Raw genomic sequence first — 17,124 nt, forward strand, 5'->3', positions numbered from 1 at the left:
GCCTCATGGCTAGCACAACCCACGATACGCCAGCGGCGCTGAAGCCGTTTGCACCGCCGGCGCCGGGCGAGAAGGTCAGCGCCCGCACCTGGATGGCGGTAGCGGCAGGGATGCTGGGCGCCTTCATGGCGGTGCTCGATATCCAGATCACCAACTCCTCGCTCAAGGATATCCTCGGCACGCTCTCGGCCACGCAGGAAGAAGGTTCGTGGATCGCCACCGCCTATCTGGTGGCCGAAATCATCATCATCCCCATGACGGGTCTGATGACGCGCGTGTTCGGCATGCGCGCCTACATGATGGGCACGACTTCGCTGTTCCTGCTGTGCTCTACGCTGTGCGGCTTCGCCTGGAATCTGCCCAGCATGATCGTGTTCCGCATGATGCAGGGCTTTACCGGCGGTGCACTGATTCCGATGGCGATGACGCTGGTGATGGCCAAGCTGCCGGCCACCAAGCGCGCGACCGGTATGGCGATCTTCGGCCTGACGGCCACGCTGGCGCCTTCCATGGGCCCCACCTTCGGCGGCTACCTGAGCGAGCTGTATGGCTGGCCTTCGATCTTCTACATTAACTGGGGCCCCGGCCTGCTGCTGATCGCCGGTATCGCGCTGGGGCTGGACAAGGAAAAGCGCCAGCTCAATCTGCTCTACAACGCCGACTGGCTGGGCATCGCCTTCATGGCCGTGGGGCTGGGCAGCCTGACCATCTTCCTCGAAGAAGGCAATAGCAAGGACTGGTTCGAATCGAGCTTCATCATCACCTTTGCTGCGCTGGCGATTATCGGCCTGCTGGGCTGGGCCGTGACGGGCGCACTGCGCAAGCAGCCTTTCGTCAATCTGGGACTGTACGGCCAGCGTAACTTCTTCGCGGCCACGGCGCTGTCGATGGCGATGGGGATGGGCCTGTATGGTTCGTCCTTCCTGCTGCCGCTGTATCTGGGCCAGATCCCCGGCTACTCGCCCATGCAGATCGGTGAAGTGATCATGTGGGCCGGTCTGCCGCAGCTGTTCATCATGCCGTTCGTGGCCAAGCTGTCGTCCAAGGTAGATAACCGCATCCTGTGTACTTTCGGCCTGCTGCTGTTCGGCGGTTCCTGTTTCATGAATGCGTACATGGATGCTACTACCGGCTACGACCAGCTGCTGCTGTCGCAGATCGTGCGTGCGCTGGGCCAGCCCTTCGTGATGCTGACGCTGTCGAACTTCGCCATGAACGGTATCCAGCCTAAGGACATGCCTTCCGCTTCCAGCCTGATCAACATGACCCGTAATCTGGGCGGTTCCATCGGCATCGCTTTGCTGGCCACGGCGCTGACCTCGCGCGAGCATTTCCATTCGCAGCGTCTGGGCGAATCGGTGACGGGCTTTGCGGCTGCCACGCAGGAACGTCTGGCAGCGCTGACGCAGTCCTTCCTCAGCCGCGGTTTCGATAGCGCTACGGCAGGCGATATGGCGCTCAAGGCCATCGATGGCATCGTGCGGCGCGAAGCCTATGTGATGGCGTATAACGACGGCTTCTTCCTGGTGGGGGCCGTGCTGTTCGGCTGCATCGGCGTGCTGTGGTTCTCGGATAAAGTTAAAGCCCCTTCGGGTGGCGGTGGTGGTGCGCACTAAGTGCTCTGACCAGAGCCCGGTACTGCACCCGACAAATCAAATACAAGTGAGGTAACACCATGTTCCATTCCGCTTTACAGCGCCTGACTCTGGCCACTGCCGTTGCGCTGGCTGTCACTGGTTGCGCCACGGTCGGTAGCGATTTCTCTGCACCGCCGGCTGTCGCTGATGCCGGCTTCCGTCATCTGGCGCCTGGCGCCAGCAGCGAAGCACGTCTGCCGGCCAAGTGGTGGACCGTCTTCAACGACGCCACGCTGGACCGTCTGGAGCAAAGCGCGCTGCGCGACAATCCGGGTGTGAAAGCAGCGGCCCAGCGTCTGGTTCAGGCGCTCGAGCAGGCCGGTGTGACGCGCTCCAGCCAGCAGCCGCAGATCAATGCACGCAGCTCGATCGGCAACTCGCGTACGTCGGCCGAGACGTCGCAGGGGCTGGCGCTGGGTGGCCGCTCCATCAAGGGTAACGACTATCAGATCGGCGCCACGCTGTCGTATGAGGTAGACCTGCTCGGTCGCGTACGCCGTCTGGTGGAAGCATCCGATGCGCAGGCACTGGCTGCCGAAGCAGACCGCGATGGCGTGCTGTTGCTGCTGTCGTCGCAAGTGGCTACCACCTACTGGCAACTGCGCGGTCTCGATGCCGAGATGGCGATTCTGAACAGCGCGCTCGATACGCGGCGCGAATCGGAAGAGCTGGTGACGGCGCGCTTCAACGCCGGTCTGTCGAACGAACTCGATGTGTCGCGTGCCCGTATCGAACGGGCCAACGCGCAGGCCGATCTGCATGAAGTGCAGCGTCAGCGCAATCTGCTCGAACATAGTCTGGCGACGCTGGTCGGTGCTTCGCCTGCAGCGCTGCAACTGCCTGCCAGCAGCAATGCCGCCAGCCAGCCGCTGCCGCCAGCGATTCCGGTCGGTCTGCCAGCCAGCGTGCTGGCCCAGCGTCCGGATCTCGCTGGTAGCGTAGCGACGCTGCGCTCGGCCAACGCGCAGGTGGGCGTGGCCGAAGGCGCGTTCTATCCTTCTTTCAGCCTGACGGGTAACTTCGGCTTTGCATCGGAAAGCTTGCGCAATCTGAGCAAGGGCGGTGCGCGCCAGTTCAGTGCCGGCCCATTGGCGCTGTCGCTGCCGCTATTCGATGGTGGCCGCAACAAGTCGAATCTGGCCGTGGCCAAGGCACGCTACGAAGAAGCCGTGGCCAACCACCAGAGCAAGCTGCTGACGGCATTGCGCGAAGTGGAAGATGCACTGTCCGATGTGCAGCAGCGCCAGTTGCAGGGCGAGGCGCAGGCCACGTCACAGGTGGCGGCAGCACGCGGCTATCTGGTGGCGCGTGCCCGCTACGAGCGCGGTGTATCGACCTATCTGGATGTGACGGATGCCCAGCGCAGCGCGCTGGCCGCTGACCGTGCCGCCGTGCAGATCAACACCCAGCGTCTGCTGGCTGCGGTGTCGGTAGCCCGTGCACTGGGCGCAGGCTGGCAGCCTTCCGCGCAGCTGGCACAGGTGGCACAGAACGGTGCGCCGAACGGTGCGTTCAAGCCTGCCGCACACTAAGGCTGCTGGATTAGCGGGCGGACTAACGCAGTAGACTAAAATACTAGCCTCACCATTTCCGAGGCTAGTATGAAGAAAATTCTGCTCCCGCTGGCGCTGGCCAGCGCCTGTTTCGCTGCCTATGCTGCGCCGGCCAATGTGGCTGAGCTGCAGCGCATGACCAAGCGCTTTGCTCCTGTAGCGCTGACGGCCGATACCAGCGCCCTGTCGGCTGGCGACAGAAAAGCCATCGCCAAACTGATCGAAGCGGCCAAGATACTCGACGTGTTGCAACTGCGCCAGCGCTGGTCCGGCAACGAAGCCCTGTGGGCAGCGCTGCAAAAAGACCAGAGCCCGCTGGGCAAGGCGCGGCAGGAATACTTCTGGCTCAACAAAGGTCCATGGTCCATCCTCGACGACCACCAGCGTTTCCTGCCGGCCCAACTGGCCGGCATCACCATCCCGGAAAAGAAACCGGCAGCGGCCAATTTCTATCCTGAAGGCGCCAGCAAACAGGCGCTGGAAAGCTGGATCAACGCACTGCCAGCGACCGACAAGGAACAGGCCCAGTGGTTCTTCACCACCATCCGCCAGAATGCGGCCGGCCAGTTCGTCACCGTCAAATATTCGGACGAATACAAGCCCGAGCTGGAACGTGCGGCTGCCTTGCTGAAGCAGGCTGCCGCCGATACGGATAACGCCTCGCTGAAAAAATTCCTCACCCTGCGTGCCGACGCATTCCTCAGCAACGACTATCTGGCATCGGACTTCGCGTGGATGGATCTCGATGCGCCAGTCGATGTCACCATCGGCCCTTACGAGACGTATAACGATGAACTGTTCGGTTACAAGGCTGCGTTCGAAGCCTATGTGAATATTCGCGACGAGAAGGAAACCCGCAAGCTGGACTTCTTCGCCCGGCATATGCAGGAGCTGGAAGACAATCTGCCGCTCGATGCGCAATACCGCAATCCGAAAGTCGGTGCGGCTGCGCCTATGGTGGTGGTGAATCAGGTGTATGGTGCAGGCGATGGCAACATGGGCGTGCAGACGGCGGCCTACAATCTGCCTAACGACGAGCGCATCATCAGCCAGCGCGGTTCCAAGCGCGTGATGCTGAAGAACGTACAGGAAGCCAAGTTCAAGGCCACGCTGACGCCAATTTCCAAGCTGGTACTGAAGAAGGCCGATCAGCGCGATCTGGATTTCGATTCCTTCTTCACCCATATTCTGGCGCATGAAATCATGCATGGTCTGGGGCCGCACAGCACGCGCGTGAACGGTGCCGAATCGACGCCGCGTCAGGATCTGAAGGAAACCTATTCCACCATCGAGGAAGCCAAGGCCGATATCACCGGCCTGTATGCGCTGGCCTATATGATGGACAAAGGCCAGTTGTCCGGTACGCTGGGGCAGGGAGCTGCCGCCGAGCGCAAGCTGTACACCACCTTCCTCGCTTCGGCCTTCCGCACGCTGCATTTCGGCCTGACGGATTCGCATGCGCGCGGCATGGCGATACAGGTGAACTACCTGCTCGACAAGGGCGGCTTCGTGGCCCATGGCGACGGCACTTTCTCGGTCAACTTCAAGCAGATCAGGCAGGCCGTGACGGATCTCGACCGCGAGTTCCTGACTATCGAAGCGACGGGTGACTATGCGCGTGCCCAGGCCATGATCAGCAAGTATGTGGTGATCCGCCCTGAAGTGCAGAAGGCGCTGGACAAGATGAAAGTGGTGCCTAACGATATACGGCCAGCTTTCACCACGGCGGCCCAGCTGGTGAAATAAGGGCGCCAGCCAGCCGGAACGGCGCTTGCCGTTCCGGCATACTTTTTTTACTACGTAGAAATAAAGCGTTGTAGATCCTTCCATACGGCAATTTTTCTTGCCTTCCGCGTGCTACAGTCTGATCACCATGATCAAGCACTGTCTGCCCCTGTTAGCCCTGACCCTGTACGCTGCCAGCGTGCCTGCGGCCGAACTGACGGCGCAGGAAATCCGCTGGCTCAGCGCGGGCAGCAGCGTGCTGGCTTATGCCAAGCAGACTCTGCAGCTTCCGCTCGATATCACCGTGCAGCCGCAGGCGCGTGCCAGCGATGTGCCGCTGGCGCTCGGCTATCAGGACGGGCGCTGCAAGCTGGTGCTGTCGTTGCGCGGCAACCCGCATAGCGAAGATGTGCTGGCCGGTGTGCCGGCCGAGCAGCACAGCTGGATGATAGAGGCCATGGTGGCGCACGAAATCGGCCACTGCTGGCGCTATGTGCAGGGTGCATGGCACAGCTTGCCTGCGGGCTTTGAACAGGCCGCCAGTGCGCCCGAACTGGCGCTGCAGGAAACCCGGCGCGAAGAAGGCTATGCCGATCTGGTGGCGCTGGCCTGGACCGCGCAACGCCAGCCGCAGCGTTATGCGGCAGTGCTGGGCTGGATGCAGAAGGTGCGCCAGCCCGCCGCGACTGTGCAAGGCAGCCACAGCACGGCAGCATGGCTGCAACTGGCGCCCTCAGCCGGCGTATTCGGCGATGCCACGCTGTGGCAGCAGCGCGTCGACCAGTTATGGCTGCAAGGCTTGCAGCACGATCAGTGAGCTAGCCTGCGCTGGCGATTTTGCAACTTTGTACGTTTCCGCACAGATGCTCAGCGCGGAACGGCGTTTAATGTGCCCACCAACTACCATAAAGGGACACATCATGAACAAACTGCTCTTACTCGTGTTGGCGACGGCTACCAGTGCCAGTTTCGCTGCGTCGGCGCCGAACAACGATACCGTGGCTTACAAGAACGCCACCCAGAAGGCTGCGGCCGAATATAAATCGGCCAAAGATGCTTGCGATGCCCAGTCCGGCACGGGCAAGGATGTCTGCATCGAAACGGCCAAAGTCGCCCGCGCCAATAGCGAAGCGCAAGCGGCCATGCAGTACCGTAACGACAAGAAAACCATACAGAAGGCCCAGACCGAAGTGGCTGACGCCAACTACAATTTAGCCAAGGCCCGTTGCGCTCCCATGTCGGGCGCCGACAAGTCCGGCTGTCTGGATACTGCCAAGTCGGCCCATGTGGCAGCCATCAACGATGCCAAGGAAGGCCGTCAGATGGCCGATGCCGCCCAGACCGGCATCGATTGCAGCAATATGACGGGCGCCGATAAGGTGGGCTGCGAAACCCGTTCCAAAACGGCACAGGCACGCGATACCATGGCCGATACCATGATCACCACCAAGGTGAAAACGGAGCTGCTGGCCGAGCCTAGTCTGAAGTCGCTGGACGTGCATGTGGAAACCACCAACGGCACGGTGATGCTGAGCGGCTTCGTGCCTTCGCAGGCGGAAGTGGACAAGGCCGTGGATGTGGCACGCAATGTCAAAGGCGTCAACAAAGTGCAGAGTTCGCTGCGCATCAAGTAAGCGCAGGCCAGCTGCCGGATGGTAGCTGGTGTCCATAAAAAAAACGGGAGTGCCAGCCTGCTGGGCTGCACTCCCGTAGTCTTTTTCTGGCCGGATTACTTGAGGTATTTGGCCAGCCAGCCGTGCACTTCCTTGTAGAAGTAGCGGCTGTTTTCACCCTTCAGGATCCAGTGGTTTTCGTCGGGGAAGACCAGCAGCTTGGCCGGCACATTCAGGCGGTGCTGCAGCGCGTAATTCATCAGCGCATTATTTGCCGGTACGCGATAGTCGAGTTCGCCTACGGAGATCAGGATAGGAGCGGTGTAGCCCGTGCCTTTGGCGTGGTTACCCGCCTGTAGCACGGGGCTCTGTTCGCGCCACACGGGCTGGTCGCCCCAGACGGGGCCGCCGCTGTTGACTTCGCGGCCATGGATGCTGTCGCTAGTACCCCATTGCATGATCAGATCCATTTCGCCGGCGTGCGAGACGATGGCCTTGTAGCGCGTGCTGGTCGCCTGCAGCCAGTTGGCCAGATGGCCGCCATAGCTGGCACCGCCTGCGGCAAGGCGGCTGCCGTCGATATAACTGTATTTTTTGACTGCTTCATCAACGGCTTCGTTGATTTCATCAGCCGGGCCTTTGAGCGGATCGCCCTGGATGGCGCGGGCGAATTCTTCGCCGTAGCCGGTCGAGCCCTTGTAGTCCGTCAGCAGCACCACATAGCCGGGCTGGGCCAGCAGGTGGTAATTCCAGCGCAGCACGAACTGGTCGCGCCACATATTCGCCGCGCCACCATGGATGACGGCGAACAGCGGATATTTTTTGGCCGGATCGAAGTTGGCCGGTTTCACCAGCATATTGTGGATCATGCGGCCATCGCTGGCTTTGAACCAGAAGTGCTCGGGCGTTTGCCAGTCGATGCCGGCGGCGCGCTCCGTGTTGAAGCTGGTCAGGCGCTTGGGACCGTTCTGGCCGAAGGCATACACTTCGGGCGGATTGATGGACGATTCCCACACGCCCACCATGGCTTTGCCGCCAGCGGCCAGCGAGTTGATGCTGCCGGTCGGCAGCGATTTTTCAGCGCGCAGATCGCCGCCCTGCAGATTCATCGAGTGCAGCTGTTCCAGACCCGCGTGTTCGTAGCTGAACACCACGCGGTTGCTGCCGGCGGGCAGCACGTAGCGCGCGATCGAGCGGTCCAGCGTCGCCGTCAGGACTTTTGGCGTGGTGCTGGTGAAGGGCCACGTGAAGCTGATCAGGCGCGTCACGTCATACACCTTGCCTTCCTGCTCCGCTTCCGTCAGGGCAAACAGGGCTTTGCCTTCGTTGCCAAATTTCAGGCTGTGGTAGCTGTGGCGGTCGCGCGTGAGCTGCTGCGGTTCGCCGCCTGCCACGGGCATGCTGTAGATCTGGGTGTAGCCGCTGGCACGGGCCAGTTCATCGCGATTGGTGGAGGCAATAAACAGCACGGTTTTGCCGTCCGGCGCCCACAGCGCTTCCAGCGACTGGCCATCATCACCCTGGGCACCGCCAAAACCGGGCAGCGTCACCAGACGCGTGCTGCTGAGCAGGTCGCGCGGCTTGGCGCCGGGCTCGGCATCCATCACGAACAGGCGCACTTTCTTATCGTCCAGCCATTTGTCGAAATAGCGCGGCGGGAAGGTTTCATAGGCACGCGCCGAATACTTGCGTTCCTTGTGTTCCTTGGCCGATTTCTTGATGTCGTCTTCCGAGCCATTGCCCGGATAAATGTCGCTGACGAACAGCAGCTGCTTGCCGTCCGGGCTGTAGCGCGGCGCACGGGCACCCAGCGTCAGGCTGGTCAGGCGCTGCGCTTCGCCGCCCGTCTGCAGGTCGAGGCGGTAGATCTGGGCAGCCTCGTCGCCATCGCGTTTGGCGACGAACACCAGATAGCGGCTGTCAGGCGACCAGTTCAGGCTGCCTTCACTGCCTTTGCTGAAGGTCAGGCGGCGCGCCGGCGTGTCGTCGTTCAGGGCTTTGATCCACAGGTCGGACCACTGTTCTTTGCTGTCGTATGCGGGGTCGGTAACAGAAAATACGGCCCATTTACCGTCCGGACTAGGCAAGGGCGCGCCGACGCGCTTCATCAGCCACACATCTTCATGGGTGATAGCATGTTTGGCCGTATTGTCTTCGGTGGCGGCGAGCACAGCTTGGCTCAAGCCGACAGAAATTAACATGGCGATAAGGGAAAGTCGCGGTATAGTCATGACGAGTTCGCTGGTAAGTCGGTGAAATATCATAGTGGCCAACTCTCTCATTGCTGTCAATCAAGAAGCTTTTCCATTCACCCCTTTCTATGGAGAACCAGCTATGCAAACCATCATCAAAGTCCATCAGGTTGCTGCTTTTACCGCTGACGATCAGGGGGGCAATCCGGCCGGTGTGATGATACGTGCAGCCCTGCCGGACGAACGTGCCATGCAGGAAATTGCCAGAGAGATGGGGTATTCGGAAACCGTGTTTGCCGCACCGGCCGGCGAGGGCTGGCGCGTGCGCTATTTTTCGCCCGATGGCGAAGTGCCATTCTGCGGCCATGCCACCATAGCGCTCGGTACCGTGCTGGCCCAGCAGCATGGTGATGGCGTGTTCCCGCTGACGACCAACCATAGCCAGATAGTGGTGGAGGCGCAGGCGCGCAACGGTCTGGGTTTTGCCACCCTGCAGGCGCCCATGACCAGCAGCCTGCCGGCGCCACCGGCGCTGGTGCAGGCCGCGCTGCAACTGTTCGGCTACCGGCTGGCAGACCTGGACGACCGGATTCCGCCGGCCATTGCCAATGGCGGTGCCAGCCATCTGGTGCTGGCGCTGGCCAGCCGCGACAAGCTGCGCGCCATGCGCTACCAGCTCGCTGCCGGACGCAGCCTGATGCAGCAGCATGGCCTGACGACGATTTCGCTGATCTATGCCGAAACACCGCAGCGCTTCCATGCCCGCAATGCTTTCGCTTCCGGCGGCGTGTACGAAGATCCGGCCACGGGGGCGGCTGCCGCAGCGCTGGCCGGCTATTTGCGCGATCTCGACTGGCCGCACGGCGGCAGCATAGCCATCGAGCAAGGCGTGGATATGGGCGCGCCCTGCCACCTGCAGGCCAGCATACCGGACCAGCCGGGCGCAGCCATCCGCGTTTCGGGACGGGTGCGCATGATGGGGGAGTGAGCGGCACTAATCGCTGAGCAGGCTAGGCCGCCTGATCCTCTGGTCTTTAGTCCCACTTGCGGATCAGGCGTTCCAGTTCGCCGCTCTTTTCCAGCTGGTAGAGCGCCCGTTCCAGCCGCTCGCGGTTTTGCGGCGCCAGCAATTTACTGGTGGCGAAATATACGGGCGAGCTGAACATGATTTGCGGCAGGATGCGGACCTTGCTGCTATTGCCCGTGCGTTCGAGCAGCTTGCGCAGATCGCGGCCGCGGTGGAAGAACAGGCGCCCTCGTCCGGCCACCAGCTTTTGCAGGTTGAGGACCTGATTGGTAGCACTTTCGTCTATGGGGATGCCGCCTTGTGCGCGGATGATGTTGCCGGCGGCAAAACCCCGGTTGATCAGTACCGTGTTATCGGGCGCCAGCTGGCGCAAGTCGTCCCAGCTGCTGATTTTGACGGGGTCGTTGATGCGCGCCAGAAGATGGTATTCATTGTTGTACAGCGCAGGGCCGATAAACTGGAAGCGGTGCTCCCGTTCGCCTATGCGCTGGACGGCGCAGGCCACGTCGAGCTGGCCGTGTTCGAGTTCGGAATAGGCGCGGATCAGCGGTTTCCAGCTCTGGTCGCCCACTATCTGGAGTGCCGGATCGAGTTGTTCGATGGCGCGGAACAGGTCGACGCACATGCCGACGATGCGCTCGCCGCCGCCAGCGATGAATTTGGGTTCCGTGCCTTCCTGCGCAGCCGTGCGGATGATGATGGCTTGTGCGGGCAGACTGATGACCAGGAAAGCGAACGCAGCGAAGCTTGCCAGCCACAAGCCTAGTCTGCCACGCCATGCCGCCATGCTGTCTCCTTTGCACTAATAATTGTCTAGCTTACACCACTATGGGGTAGACGTCAGTGCTGGATGGGGCCGGCAGTGTTGCAATGTGTCCCCATGGCCGCGGGCGCGGAGGGGAGTGTTGCTGGCTAGTGTATAGACGTAAAAAAAGGAACTACGATCACTCGTAACTCCTTGATTTACTACAGCAAATTCGGTGGTAGGCCGTGCGGGATTCGAACCTGCGACCAACGGATTAAAAGTCCGCTGCTCTACCAGCTGAGCTAACGACCCCCGAAAGAGGCATTATTATATACAGGCTTGTGCAAACTGCAAAGCTCTTTTTTGAATAGCGACATTTTTTAGTTGTGGCTGGCGGGCATGCCGAGTGCGGCCGTGACTATCAGCACTTCGTCGGCGCTGGTCACGCCTTCCAGTATCTTGTGCGCACCGGCAATGCGCAGCGGTAGCATGCCATCGGCCAGACTCTGGCTGCGCAGCGCTTCCAGCTTGCTATCGGCCCGCACCAGCTGGCTGAAGCCCGGCGTGACGTGGAGCAGTTCGTACAGGCCGGTACGGCCGCGGTAGCCCGTCTGGCGGCATTCGGGACAACCCACGGGGCGGTACACGGTGGCCGGTTTGGGGATGTCCCAGCCGCCGGTCAGACTGTCCCAGATTTCGTCGCTGATGCTGCCGTCCGGCTGTTTGCAGTCGCTGCACAGCGTGCGCACCAGACGCTGGGCCATGATGCCGATCAGCGTGGCTTCCAGCAGATAGTAGGGCACGCCCAGTTCCAGCAGGCGCATCACGGCGGACGGCGCATCGTTGGTGTGCAGCGTGGATAGCACGAGGTGGCCGGTCAGGGCGGCCTGTATGGCCATTTCGGCCGTGGCCAGATCGCGGATCTCGCCCACCATGATGATGTCGGGGTCCTGCCGCATCAGGGCACGCACGCCGTCGGCAAACGACAGTTCGATGCCGGGCTGCACCTGCATCTGGTTGAACGCCGGTTCCACCATCTCGATCGGGTCTTCTACCGTGCAGACATTCACTTCCGGTGTGGCCAGCGCCTTGAGCGTGGTGTACAGCGTAGTAGTCTTACCGGAGCCGGTAGGGCCGGTAACGAGGATGATGCCGTGCGGGCGCTGGGTCAGCTGGTCCCAGCGCTGCGCTTCGGCGGGCGGGAAACCCAGTTCCGGCAGCGTCTTGACTACGACTTCGGGATCGAAAATCCGCATTACCAGTTTTTCGCCAAAGGCCGTGGGCAGGGTGGACAGGCGCAGTTCGATTTCCTGCCCGCCCGCCGTGCGGGTCTTGATACGGCCATCCTGCGGGCGGCGTTTTTCGATTACGTCCATGCGGCCCAGCAGCTTGATGCGCGCCGTCATGGCGATCATCACCACGGCCGGCACCTGATACACCTGATGCAGCACGCCATCGATACGGAAGCGGATGGCGGCCAGTTCGCGCTTGGGTTCCAGATGGATGTCGGAAGCGCGCTGCTCGAAGGCGTACTGCCACAGCCAGTCGACGATGTTGATCACATGCTGGTCGTTGGCATCGACCTGCTTGTTACTCTTGCCCATTTCGACCAGCTGTTCGAAATTATTGCGCAAGGCGAGGTCATTGCCCGTGTGCTTGTTGGCCTTCTTGATGGACTTGGCCAGACTGAAGAACTGGGTAATGTACTGGGCGATATCGAGCGGGTTGGCGATCACGCGGCGGATGGCGCGGCGTGAAATCTTGCCGATTTCATGTTCCCATTCCGTCACGTAGGGGTCGGCCGTGGCCACCACCAGCGTGTCGGCGCTGATTTCCAGCGGCAGGATGTTGAAGCGCGCCGCATAGCTGGCCGACATCACATCGGCCACACGGGTAAAGTCCACCTTGAGCGGATCGATGCGGGTAAAGCCCAGCCCGCAGCGGGCTGCCAGCCATTCGCACAGCAGATCGAGTGTCAGCAGTTTATGGGGCGGGCGGGCCGACAATATCTTGCTGTGGGCAATCGCGCACAGCGGGTGCATGCTGCCGACGGCGTTTTTTAGGATGCCCTGGCTGTGGGCATACATTTCCTTGACGTCGGTCTTGCGTATCATGCCGTCGGCCAGCAGCCAGCCATACAGTTGCTGCAGGTCGAGTGGCGCTGCGGGCGGCTGGGCAGAGGCTGGTGCAGTAGCAGGAGCGGAAGGTGCAGACATCGGGCGCCACTTTCAAAAGGAATTAGGTCGCTGCCAGACCTTTAACCCAGCTCTTGGCCGGTAATTTGGTGGCCGCCACGATCTCGGCTGAACGAAGTTTCAGGGCTTCCAGATCGATAGGGCGCTGGCGCTTGAAGGCGATGGCAATCACGTTACCATCATGCACGGGTGGCAGGCAAATCACTTGTGCAAAGGCGAACTTGATGGCTTTGGTATTGCGCGCATAGCTGGGGTGGTCGCCGAACAGGTTGACGGTCATGATGCCGTCGTCGTTCAGGCAGCTGGCGCAGGCCTGATAGAACTCGGCCGTGTCCAGCACGGGGCCGCGCGCCGTGGCGTCGTACAGGTCGACCTGCAGGGCGTCGAGCGTGCCGGCGTTGGCCGGGTCGTTGACGTAGTCGAGCGCATCCATTTCCAGTACCTGCAGGCGCGCATCATTGGGCGGCAGCTTGAACATGGAAGCGCAGATATTGATGACTGCGGGATTCAGTTCGACCGCCGTCACCGTGGCGTCAGGGAAGGTGGTGTAGCAGAACTTGGTCAGGGTGGCCGTGCCTAGACCCAGCTGGGCGATGTGGCGCGGCTGGGGCTGCCACAGCATCCAGGCCATCATCTGCTGGGCATATTCGAGTTCCGGCCAGTTGGGCTTGCGGATGCGCATGGCGCCCTGCACCCATTCCGTACCGAAGTGCAGATAACGTACGCCCTCCTGTTCCGACAGGGTCACGGGCGCATATTTGGGCTTGCGCGCAGGACGGGAGGATTCTTCTTTTTCGATGGATTTACGTTTGATCAGCATGGGACGGGTGGCGACAGAGTGAACTGGCATTATCCCGCGATGCTTTAGATCAAGGCAAGCCTGAAAACGGCACTGCCGGCTCAGAGGCCGGCAGTGCAGAGTAAAACGTGCTGAAATTAACGCTGGACAGGTTCCACCACCACGCGCAGACGTACGCGTTCGCCCGGGTCATAGGACATGACGGTGGTGTAGTTACGGCCACGGTAGTCGTAGGTCACTTCATAGCCGGCCGTACGCGATTCCCAGTGGTCCACGGTACGGCACTGTTTCACCTGCTGTTCCTGTACACCGCCGCTGCTAGGGGTGTTGGCGTTGTCGACGCGGTCGCCGACCAGGGCGCCGGCAATGGCGCCCGCTGCCGTGGCCACCGAGCGGCCCGTGCCGCCGCCGACCTGATTGCCGGCCAGACCGCCGATCAGACCACCGACGATGGCGCCACCTACGCCGCGCTGAGGCGCTGGCTGCTGGACTTGCACGTATTCCGTGCGGCATTCCTGACGTGGATGGTTGACTTGTTCAACCTGCGGGGTCACCCGAACCACACGGCCGAAATCTTCAAAATCGGCTGCTTGAGCGGTAAAAGGCAGGGCGCCCACGCACAGGACGGATGCGATCAGTTTGGCTTGCAAGTTCATTTGGTAACCTCGTTTCAATTTGGATGTCTTATCAGGGATTCTGATATTGCATGGAGAGTATGGTACCCCCCGTACAAGGCGACAACTAGTGCTGATTAAGTATCTATGGCAACAAATTGTAACATCGCCCCCGTTTGTCCGCCGCCACGCTGCCAGAGGGGAAGTGTGCCGAATTGGTCCACAATCTCGGCCAAAATGTTCTGTTTTTAACAAATATTGCGTGTGAAACCACAATCAAGTTGATCTGAAAGGAACAACACGTTACCCTAATGAGCGTAGGGAATTCGTGAAACATAGGATACCGCCGCGGTGAGACGCCGATCCGTACGCCGCGTAAAGTGCACAGGTGCTCAAATTATCTACTCATTAATTCACAAGCTAGGCACTCCCGACAAAAAAGTGGACACACCTTACATGCCAGCTCAAGCCGAAGGACCCGAGAGTTTGCTGATGAGCGTGCCAGCCAATCTGGTGCAATCGATACGCGCATTCCGCGTCAACGAATTGCAGGAAGAGGCGGCCCGGCTGGAGCAGCATTTTCTCTATGCCCATTGCATCGCCGGCCTGACCAAGCAGCAGGTGCTGGGTATTATTTCCGAGTCGTTCCGTTTTCCTAAAGGCGTGGGCAAGAATTTTGATGGTTTGCGGACAACTTTAACGGAGACCATGGCCGCCGCCGGCCACCAGAACGGTTTCCTCGTGGTGCTAGAGCAATTGCCGAATACCCAGAAATTCGACAAGGAAGCGCGCGAAACCCTGCTCGACGTGTTCCGCGATGCGGCCGATTACTGGGCCGAGAAAAAAGTGCCATTCCGGGTGTTCTACTCGTTCGAATAGGCCGCCACCCCTCTGTAAATCGGCGCGCCGGCCGCGCCGGGTAGTCCCGACCGCCTGAACAAGGTACAATGGCGGGCTATGAAAAATATCGTCATCCTGATTTCCGGTCGCGGCAGCAATATGGAAGCCGTGGTACGCGCCTGCCAGGAGCAGCGCTGGCCCGCCCGTATCGCTGCAGTGATCAGCAACCGCGCCGATGCCTCCGGGCTAGGTTTTGCGGCGGCGCAGGGAATCCCGACGGCTGTGGTCGCCAATAAAGACTATGCCAGTCGCGCCGAGTTCGACGCGGCCCTGCAGACTGTGATCGATGGCTATGCGCCCGATCTGGTGGTGCTGGCCGGCTTCATGCGGATACTCACGCCCCCGTTCGTGGAACATTACGCGGGGCGCATGCTCAATATCCACCCTTCGCTGCTGCCGCTGTTCCCCGGTCTCGATACCCACGGGCAGGCATTGCGGGCCGGGGTGGCCGAGCATGGTGCGACTGTGCACTTTGTCACCGCCGAACTCGATCATGGCCCGATGGTGGCGCAAGCTGCCGTGCCGGTCATGCCCGACGATACCGTAGACACCCTGTCCGCCCGGGTGCTCAAGCAGGAACATGTCATTTATCCGCAGGCAGTACGCTGGTTTGTCGAAGACCGGTTAACGATAGTGCAGGGCGCGGTCCAGGTCGACCACAGTAAGTAAAAACTAAACAAGGAACTCCATGAGATTGCCACCAGCGATACTCGCCAACGCCGAAGAAGTGTTGCGCGAGATTTTGCGCTTTTCCGCGCCAGCCGACACCACCCTGTCGCGCTACTTCAAAGATCACCCCCGTCTGGGCGGCCGCGAACGCGGCGCCATAGCCGAGTGTATCTACAACGTACTGCGTAACAAATCCTTCTACACCGACTTTTCCGAAGCGGGTGGCGGCGCCACCATGCGCCGTCTGACCCTGCTGGGCATGAGCGACGCCGTGGGCGTGGAATCGCTGGGCGGCCTGACGGAAGAGGAGGTGGCCTGGGTCGAGCGCATCATGCAGATCGACCGCAAGCTGATGCATAAATCGAGCCGTTCGAATATGCCGAAATGGCTGTTCGACAAGCTGGTCGAGCAGATGGGCGAAGAAGAAACCCTGCTGCTGGCAGACGGCATGAACAAGCCGGCGCCGCTCGATCTGCGTGTCAACGCGCTCAAGGATAACCGTGAAGACGTGGCCGCCAAGCTGCTGGAAGCACCGATCCGCAGCACGCCGACGCCGTTCGCGCCGCTGGGCCTGCGCGTGCTGCAGAAGCCTGCGCTGCAAAACCTGCCGCTGTTCAAGCAAGGCCACATCGAAGTACAGGATGAGGGTAGCCAGATTCTGTCGGCCATCGTCGGCGCCAAGCGTGGCGAAATGGTGGTGGACTTTTGCGCGGGTGCCGGCGGCAAGACGCTGGCGCTGGGCGCCACCATGCGCAACACGGGCCGCCTGTATGCCTTCGACGTATCGGAAAAACGTCTGTCCAAGCTGAAACCGCGTCTGGCCCGTAGTGGTCTGTCCAACGTACATCCGGTGCTGATCGCGCACGAGCGCGATGCCAAGATCAAGCGTCTGGCCGGCAAGATCGACCGCGTACTGGTCGATGCCCCATGCTCGGGTCTGGGCACCTTGCGCCGTAATCCGGACGTGAAATGGCGCCAGCAACCGGGCGCCATCGCCGAACTGCAGCAGAAGCAGGCCGCCATTCTCGATGGTGCGGCCCGTCTGCTGAAAGGCGGCGGCCGTCTGGTATATGCCACCTGCAGCTTCCTCGACGACGAGAACGACTTCATCGCCCAACAGTTCATCGAAACCCACCCGGATTTCGAACTGGTGCCGATGAGCAAAGTGCTGGCCGAACAGAAAATCGCGCTGGAAATGGGCGACTATCTGAAACTGCTGCCGCACAAGCATGAGACGGACGGCTTCTTCGCCGCCGTGTTCGAGCGCAAGCCGATGGCAAAAAAAGCCGCCAAGGAAGAAGCGCAGGATAGCGACGAGTAATTCGCCGCATGTGCTGCATAGCCGGTTCAGGGCGGCTTAAGCGGGGTTGCTCATACTGAGCGTCCGCACTACTGATCTGAAAAGGCCGGGTAACCGGCCTTTTTTACGTTAATCTAGCAATGTTTTTAACTCGC

14 protein-coding genes and 1 tRNA gene are annotated in these 17,124 nt (G+C 60.9%); 9 read left to right on the forward strand and 6 right to left on the reverse strand.

What is annotated here, in order from left to right; genetic code table 11:
- Positions 1-5: 5 nt before the first annotated feature.
- From GTP23_RS03465 to GTP23_RS03485, 5 genes are all read left to right on the forward strand, one after another.
- On the forward strand, positions 6-1,616 hold the full coding sequence (locus GTP23_RS03465; RefSeq protein WP_161033875.1) for a DHA2 family efflux MFS transporter permease subunit: 1,611 nt from the start codon (positions 6-8) through the stop codon (positions 1,614-1,616).
- 59 nt (positions 1,617-1,675) lie between these two features.
- Positions 1,676-3,169: an efflux transporter outer membrane subunit gene (locus GTP23_RS03470; RefSeq protein WP_161033876.1), complete on the forward strand. Its 1,494-nt coding sequence runs from the start codon at positions 1,676-1,678 to the stop codon at positions 3,167-3,169.
- A 69-nt stretch (positions 3,170-3,238) separates the two neighbouring features.
- Positions 3,239-4,936: a dipeptidyl-peptidase 3 family protein gene (locus GTP23_RS03475; RefSeq protein WP_161033877.1), complete on the forward strand. Its 1,698-nt coding sequence runs from the start codon at positions 3,239-3,241 to the stop codon at positions 4,934-4,936.
- 127 nt (positions 4,937-5,063) lie between these two features.
- Positions 5,064-5,732: a hypothetical protein gene (locus GTP23_RS03480; RefSeq protein WP_161033878.1), complete on the forward strand. Its 669-nt coding sequence runs from the start codon at positions 5,064-5,066 to the stop codon at positions 5,730-5,732.
- A gap of 103 nt (positions 5,733-5,835) precedes the next feature.
- Positions 5,836-6,549: a BON domain-containing protein gene (locus GTP23_RS03485; RefSeq protein WP_161033879.1), complete on the forward strand. Its 714-nt coding sequence runs from the start codon at positions 5,836-5,838 to the stop codon at positions 6,547-6,549.
- Between the two features lie 95 nt (positions 6,550-6,644).
- Here GTP23_RS03485 and GTP23_RS03490 read toward each other — a convergent pair whose 3' ends face one another.
- On the reverse strand, positions 6,645-8,699 hold the full coding sequence (locus tag GTP23_RS03490) for a S9 family peptidase (protein ID WP_371866802.1): 2,055 nt from the start codon (positions 8,697-8,699) through the stop codon (positions 6,645-6,647).
- Between the two features lie 163 nt (positions 8,700-8,862).
- On the opposite strand from GTP23_RS03490, the gene GTP23_RS03495 reads away from it, so the two are divergent.
- Positions 8,863-9,708, forward strand: a complete 846-nt coding sequence (locus tag GTP23_RS03495; RefSeq protein WP_161033881.1) for a PhzF family phenazine biosynthesis protein — start codon at positions 8,863-8,865, stop codon at positions 9,706-9,708.
- 46 nt (positions 9,709-9,754) lie between these two features.
- On the opposite strand, the gene GTP23_RS03500 is transcribed toward GTP23_RS03495, so the two are convergent.
- The 5 genes from GTP23_RS03500 to GTP23_RS03520 all read right to left on the reverse strand — a co-directional run bounded on the left by GTP23_RS03500 (position 9,755) and on the right by GTP23_RS03520 (position 14,142).
- Positions 9,755-10,534, reverse strand: coding sequence for a substrate-binding periplasmic protein (locus tag GTP23_RS03500; protein ID WP_161033882.1), 780 nt, complete (start codon positions 10,532-10,534; stop codon positions 9,755-9,757).
- Positions 10,535-10,728: 194 nt separating this feature from the next.
- A tRNA-Lys gene (locus tag GTP23_RS03505) sits at positions 10,729-10,804 on the reverse strand.
- A 68-nt stretch (positions 10,805-10,872) separates the two neighbouring features.
- Entirely contained in the window at positions 10,873-12,708 is a 1,836-nt protein-coding gene (tfpB, locus tag GTP23_RS03510; protein ID WP_161033883.1) for a type IV pilus assembly ATPase TfpB, read from the reverse strand.
- Between the two features lie 22 nt (positions 12,709-12,730).
- Positions 12,731-13,507: a spermine/spermidine synthase domain-containing protein gene (locus GTP23_RS03515; RefSeq protein ID WP_161034616.1), complete on the reverse strand. Its 777-nt coding sequence runs from the start codon at positions 13,505-13,507 to the stop codon at positions 12,731-12,733.
- A 116-nt stretch (positions 13,508-13,623) separates the two neighbouring features.
- Positions 13,624-14,142 carry a glycine zipper 2TM domain-containing protein gene (locus GTP23_RS03520; RefSeq protein WP_161033884.1) on the reverse strand — a complete coding sequence of 173 codons (519 nt, stop codon included), beginning with the start codon at positions 14,140-14,142 and terminating at the stop codon, positions 13,624-13,626.
- Positions 14,143-14,592: 450 nt separating this feature from the next.
- Here GTP23_RS03520 and GTP23_RS03525 point away from each other — a divergent pair, with 450 nt between their 5' ends.
- The 3 genes from GTP23_RS03525 to GTP23_RS03535 all read left to right on the forward strand — a co-directional run bounded on the left by GTP23_RS03525 (position 14,593) and on the right by GTP23_RS03535 (position 16,990).
- Entirely contained in the window at positions 14,593-14,979 is a 387-nt protein-coding gene (locus tag GTP23_RS03525; RefSeq protein WP_155434104.1) for a barstar family protein, read from the forward strand.
- Between the two features lie 78 nt (positions 14,980-15,057).
- The gene (purN, locus tag GTP23_RS03530; protein WP_155433174.1) at positions 15,058-15,669 is read left to right on the forward strand and encodes a phosphoribosylglycinamide formyltransferase; all 612 of its coding nucleotides are present in this window, start codon (positions 15,058-15,060) and stop codon (positions 15,667-15,669) included.
- 19 nt (positions 15,670-15,688) lie between these two features.
- On the forward strand, positions 15,689-16,990 hold the full coding sequence (locus GTP23_RS03535; protein WP_161033885.1) for an RsmB/NOP family class I SAM-dependent RNA methyltransferase: 1,302 nt from the start codon (positions 15,689-15,691) through the stop codon (positions 16,988-16,990).
- The last annotated feature ends 134 nt before the right edge of the window (positions 16,991-17,124 follow it).

Source organism: Duganella fentianensis, from assembly GCF_009857835.1.
GTDB classification, from domain to species: Bacteria; Pseudomonadota; Gammaproteobacteria; order Burkholderiales; family Burkholderiaceae_D; genus Rugamonas; species Rugamonas fentianensis.

Excerpts from the sequence above, each read along its gene's own strand:
- GTP23_RS03470 (WP_161033876.1), top strand. The coding sequence starts at position 1,676 with ATGTTCCATTCCGCTTTACAGCGCCTGACTCTGGCCACTGCCGTTGCG.
- GTP23_RS03465 (WP_161033875.1), top strand. The coding sequence starts at position 6 with ATGGCTAGCACAACCCACGATACGCCAGCGGCGCTGAAGCCGTTTGCA.
- GTP23_RS03525 (WP_155434104.1), top strand. The coding sequence starts at position 14,593 with ATGAGCGTGCCAGCCAATCTGGTGCAATCGATACGCGCATTCCGCGTC.
- GTP23_RS03480 (WP_161033878.1), top strand. The coding sequence starts at position 5,064 with ATGATCAAGCACTGTCTGCCCCTGTTAGCCCTGACCCTGTACGCTGCC.
- tfpB (WP_161033883.1), bottom strand. The coding sequence starts at position 12,708 with ATGTCTGCACCTTCCGCTCCTGCTACTGCACCAGCCTCTGCCCAGCCG.
- GTP23_RS03515 (WP_161034616.1), bottom strand. The coding sequence starts at position 13,507 with ATGCTGATCAAACGTAAATCCATCGAAAAAGAAGAATCCTCCCGTCCT.
- GTP23_RS03500 (WP_161033882.1), bottom strand. The coding sequence starts at position 10,534 with ATGGCGGCATGGCGTGGCAGACTAGGCTTGTGGCTGGCAAGCTTCGCT.
- GTP23_RS03535 (WP_161033885.1), top strand. The coding sequence starts at position 15,689 with ATGAGATTGCCACCAGCGATACTCGCCAACGCCGAAGAAGTGTTGCGC.
- GTP23_RS03485 (WP_161033879.1), top strand. The coding sequence starts at position 5,836 with ATGAACAAACTGCTCTTACTCGTGTTGGCGACGGCTACCAGTGCCAGT.
- purN (WP_155433174.1), top strand. The coding sequence starts at position 15,058 with ATGAAAAATATCGTCATCCTGATTTCCGGTCGCGGCAGCAATATGGAA.
- GTP23_RS03520 (WP_161033884.1), bottom strand. The coding sequence starts at position 14,142 with ATGAACTTGCAAGCCAAACTGATCGCATCCGTCCTGTGCGTGGGCGCC.
- GTP23_RS03475 (WP_161033877.1), top strand. The coding sequence starts at position 3,239 with ATGAAGAAAATTCTGCTCCCGCTGGCGCTGGCCAGCGCCTGTTTCGCT.
- GTP23_RS03495 (WP_161033881.1), top strand. The coding sequence starts at position 8,863 with ATGCAAACCATCATCAAAGTCCATCAGGTTGCTGCTTTTACCGCTGAC.